General features: G+C 67.0%; 2 protein-coding genes and 1 pseudogene. 1 reads left to right on the forward strand and 2 read right to left on the reverse strand.

Annotation, left to right across the window (positions count from 1 at the left end):
• Positions 1–502, reverse strand: a pseudogene (locus Q1J79_RS06340) (NADP-dependent malic enzyme); the annotation flags it as partial.
• 146 nt (positions 503–648) lie between these two features.
• Here Q1J79_RS06340 and mutS point away from each other — a divergent pair.
• Positions 649–3,312, forward strand: a complete 2,664-nt coding sequence (gene mutS / locus Q1J79_RS06345) for a DNA mismatch repair protein MutS (protein WP_300298095.1) — start codon at positions 649–651, stop codon at positions 3,310–3,312.
• A 7-nt stretch (positions 3,313–3,319) separates the two neighbouring features.
• On the opposite strand, the gene Q1J79_RS06350 is transcribed toward mutS, so the two are convergent.
• On the reverse strand, positions 3,320–4,330 hold the full coding sequence (locus Q1J79_RS06350; RefSeq protein ID WP_300298098.1) for a dienelactone hydrolase family protein: 1,011 nt from the start codon (positions 4,328–4,330) through the stop codon (positions 3,320–3,322).
• Between the last annotated feature and the right edge of the window lie 194 nt (positions 4,331–4,524).

Consider the following 4,524-nt stretch of genomic DNA (forward strand, 5'->3'; position numbering starts at 1 on the left):
GCTGGTCGTCATGGAAGATCGGGATGTCCATCAGCTCGCGCAGGCGCTGCTCGATCACGAAGCATTCCGGCGCCTTGATGTCTTCCAGGTTGATGCCGCCGAAGCTGGGCCCGAGATAACGCACCGCGTTGACGAACTCGTCGACATTCTCGGTATCGACCTCCAGGTCGATGCAGTCGACATCGGCGAAGCGCTTGAACAGCACCGCCTTGCCTTCCATCACCGGCTTGCCCGCCAGCGCGCCCAGGTTGCCCAGGCCCAGCACGGCGGTGCCGTTCGAGATCACCGCCACCATGTTGCCGCGCGAGGTATAGTCGTAGGCGGTGTCGGGGTCCTTCTGGATTTCCAGGCAGGGCGCGGCGACGCCCGGGCTGTAGGCCAGGCTGAGGTCGCGGGTGGTCGCCATCGGCTTGGTCGGCACGACCTCCAGCTTGCCTGGCTGGCCCATTTTGTGGAATTCGAGGGCGTCGTCGTAAAGTGACGGGCTTTTCGATTCGCTCATTTTTCTCTGCGGTTTTTCCGGTTTCACACGCGGGCATTTCGCTCCCGGCGGCCATCATAAGGCCAACGCCAAAGAGGTTAAAAGCCCCGGGGGGTTAAAAGGCCCGCGCGCTGTGCTATGTCTGCGGGCTGCACAATATTTTGCCCATGAACAAACAAGAACAGAGTCCCACCCTGCCGCCCGGCACCTCCCCCCTGATGGCTCAGTACCTGACCATCAAGGCCGCCCATCCCGATTGCCTGCTGTTCTACCGGATGGGGGATTTCTACGAATTGTTCTTCGACGATGCCGGGCGGGCGGCCCGGGCGCTCGACATCGCCCTGACCAAACGCGGCGAGCATGACGGCCAGCCGATCCCGATGTGCGGCGTGCCGGTCCATGCCGCCGAGGCCTATCTCTCCCGTCTGATACGCCAGGGCTTCAAGGTCGCGGTCTGCGAACAGACCGAAGACCCGGCCGAGGCGAAGAAGCGCGGCTCGAAATCGGTGGTGCGGCGCGACGTGGTGCGCGTGGTCACGCCCGGCACCATCACCGAAGACAGCCTGCTCGAATCGCGGCGCAACAATTACCTTGCCGCCCTGGCCCAGGTTGGCGGGTCCGACGGCGCGCTGGCGCTGGCCTGGCTCGACATGTCGACCGGCGAATTCGGCCTGACGGAAACAACGCAGGCTGGTCTGGGCGCCGATCTGGCACGGGTCAATCCACGCGAGCTGGTGCTGCCCGAGGGCCTGCTGGCCCGGGCGGAGCTGCGGGCGATGTTCGAACAGCTTGATGTCGCGCTCTCGCCTTTGCCGTCGGCGCGCTTCGACAGCCAGTCGGGCGAGCGGCGGCTGAAAAGCGCGCTCGGCGTCGCGGCGCTGGATGCCTATGGCGATTTCAGCCGCGCCGAATTCTGCGCCGCCGGCGCGCTGCTCGATTATGTCGAGGCGACGCAATGCGGCCGGTTGCCCCGCCTCGATCCGCCGGCGAAACAGGCGCCGCTCAGCGTGATGGCGATCGACCCGGCCACGCGGCGCAACCTCGAGCTGGTCGAGACCACGGCCGGCAACCGCGACGGCGCGCTGCTCTCCTGCATCGACCTCACGCTGACCGGCCCCGGCGCGCGCCTGCTGGCGCAGCGGCTGCAGGCACCGCTCACCGACCCGGTCGCCATCGCCGCGCGCCATGATGCCGTGGCCTGCCTGGTCGAGACGCCGCGCCTGCGCGAGGATATCCGCGCCGCCCTGGAGAAGGTGCCCGACTTGGCCCGCGCGTTGTCGCGCCTCAGTCTGGGCCGTGGCGGCCCGCGCGATCTGTCCAGCCTGCGCGACGGGCTTACCCAGGCGCAGGCCCTGCAGGCGCGGCTGGGCGCCGAAGCCGTGTTGCCGCCGGCTCTGGCCGAATTGCGCGCCGCGCTGGGCGACCATGCCGCGCTGGTCAACAGCCTTGCCGCCGCGCTGGCCGACGAGCTGCCGCTTTATGCCCGCGACGGCGGCTTCATCCGCCCAGGGGTCGATGCCGCGCTGGACGAGCTGCGCCTGCTGCGCGACGAAAGCCGCCGCCATGTCGCGGCATTGCAGGATAAGTACGCGCAGGAAACCGGCATCGCGACGCTGAAGATCCGGCACAACAACATGCTGGGTTATTACATCGAGGTGGCGCCGAAACACATGCCGCAGATGGGCCCGGTCTACATCCATCGCCAGACCATGGCCAACGCGGTGCGCTACAGCACGCCCGAGCTCTCCGAGCTGGAGAGCAAAATCGCCCAGGCCGCCGACCGCGCGCTGAAACTCGAGCTCGAGATGTTCGAGCGCCTGAGCGCCCAGGTGCTGGGCCAGGCCGAGGCCATCACGCGGGCCGCCCATGCGCTGGCCGCCCTCGATGTCACCGCATCGCTGGCCCTGCTGGCCGTGCAGCGCAACTGGGTGCGGCCGCAAGTGGACGACAGCCTGGCCTTCCGTATCGAGGCCGGCCGCCATCCGGTGGTGGAGGCCGCCCTTGAGCGCGCCGGCCAGGGCGAGCGCTTCATGGCGAATGATTGCAATCTTGGGGATGGCAGCCGGCTCTGGCTGCTCACCGGCCCGAACATGGCGGGCAAATCCACCTTCCTGCGCCAGAACGCGCTGATCGCCGTGCTGGCGCAGATGGGCGCCTTCGTGCCGGCGGCGAAGGCGCATCTCGGCGTGGTGGACCGCCTGTTCAGCCGCGTCGGCGCCGCCGACGATCTGGCGCGCGGGCGCAGCACCTTCATGGTCGAGATGGTGGAGACGGCGGCGATCCTGCACCAATCGGGGCCGAAAGCGCTGGTGATCCTGGACGAGATCGGGCGCGGCACCGCCACCTTCGATGGCCTTTCGATCGCTTGGTCGGTGGTGGAATACCTGCACGAGAAAAACCGTTGCCGCGGCCTGTTCGCCACGCATTACCACGAGCTGACGGCGCTGAGCGAAAAGCTGCCGCAGCTCTCCAATCACACGCTGAAAGTGAAGGAATGGGAAGGCGAGCTGGTCTTCCTGCACGAGGTCGGCCCCGGTGCTGCCGATCGCAGCTACGGCATCCAGGTCGCCAAACTCGCCGGCCTGCCCGAGGCGGTGCTGAAACGCGCATCCGACGTGCTGCACACGCTGGAGAAATCCGGCCAGACCGGCGCTTCAGCCAAACTGGTCGACGATCTGCCGCTGTTTTCCATGGCGCCACCGCCGAAGGCGGCAGCCGTGGCCAGGCCATCCGAAGTCGAGCGCGCGCTGAAATCCGCCGATGTCGACGCGTTGTCGCCGAAACAGGCGCTCGACCTGCTGTATCAGCTCAAGGGCCTGCTGGAAAAGTGACCGGCCGTCACTTGCCCAGCGTGCGCGCGAAAAACGCCAGCATCTGTTTCATCGCATCGGCTGCCGCCGCCGGGCTGGCGCCCATGGAATAGCCGGTGCTGTCCCTGATGCAGGCCTGGATTTCAGCCAGGTCGTAGGGCCGTTCGCCGCCATTGGCATCGATCAGGCGCAGGCTGCTGCCGAAATCGGTGATCGGGCATTTGCGCGCATTCACATGCTGCGGATAGAAGCGTGGCGCGGTCGGCACTTCCCAGGCGTGATAGGCGTCCGGATACCAGATCGCCCTGCGGTCCAGGCCGGGCTGGCTGGCCGCCAGCAGCGCCTCGATACGATCGCATTTGTCGCGCGGCGTGGTTTCGTCCCTGCCGGCATAAAGCTTCAGCATCGGCGCGCCAGTCAGGGTCGGGCCGTTATTGTTGATGAAGACGTTGCCGCAGGGAGCATAGAAGGGCAGATGGGCGGCGAATTTCAGATCGCTGTCGCCCAGCACCCGGCGGCGCACCAGTTCATAGGCGGTCAGCTCCGCCGTCACGCCGCCCATGGAAAGTCCCATCACGCCGATGCGTCGCGGGTCGATGCGCGGATGACTGGCCACCAGCTTCAGCGCCAGCAGCGCATCGGAAACCGGCGTCATCGGGCTGATCGCGCCGGGCACGTCGGCCGCCCGCGTGATGCCGCGGCCGCTGAAATGGTCCAGCCCGATCACGGCGAAACCGGCAGCCAGCAGCGGCTGCACATAACGGCCTTCGGAGCTGTCCTTCCAGCCGCCGATGGAATGGCCGATCACCACGGCGGGCAGTTTGTCCCCTGTCGATATATCCGGGGCCGGTTTATCGGGCAGCCACAGCGTGGCGACGGCTTTGCCGGGCTGGCTGGTGCCGCTGCGGAAGGCGCCGTAATGGGCATAGCTCGGCGCGTCATAGGTGATGCGCTCCGGATTGCCGGCGGCCAGCAGCCGCGCCGGACATGTCGCGCCGGCCAGCGCGAGCAGGCAGATGATGAGACTGGCCAGACGCATGATGTTTCCCCTCCGCGCTCCCGGCTGGTTTTGCTCAAACGGCAGCCCGGGTCAACCGGGCCGGCCCGGGGCATGCGCATAAGAAACGGGACATGGGCATAAGGAATATGCGATGGGAAATCGTCATGCAATTCCGCCGGGGGCAACCACAGATTTCGCTCCCGCGCCATCGCGCTGCGTGTATGATCGAGCCA

The organism is Ferrovibrio sp. (assembly GCF_029255545.1).
In the GTDB taxonomy this organism is placed as follows: domain Bacteria; phylum Pseudomonadota; class Alphaproteobacteria; order Ferrovibrionales; family Ferrovibrionaceae; genus Ferrovibrio.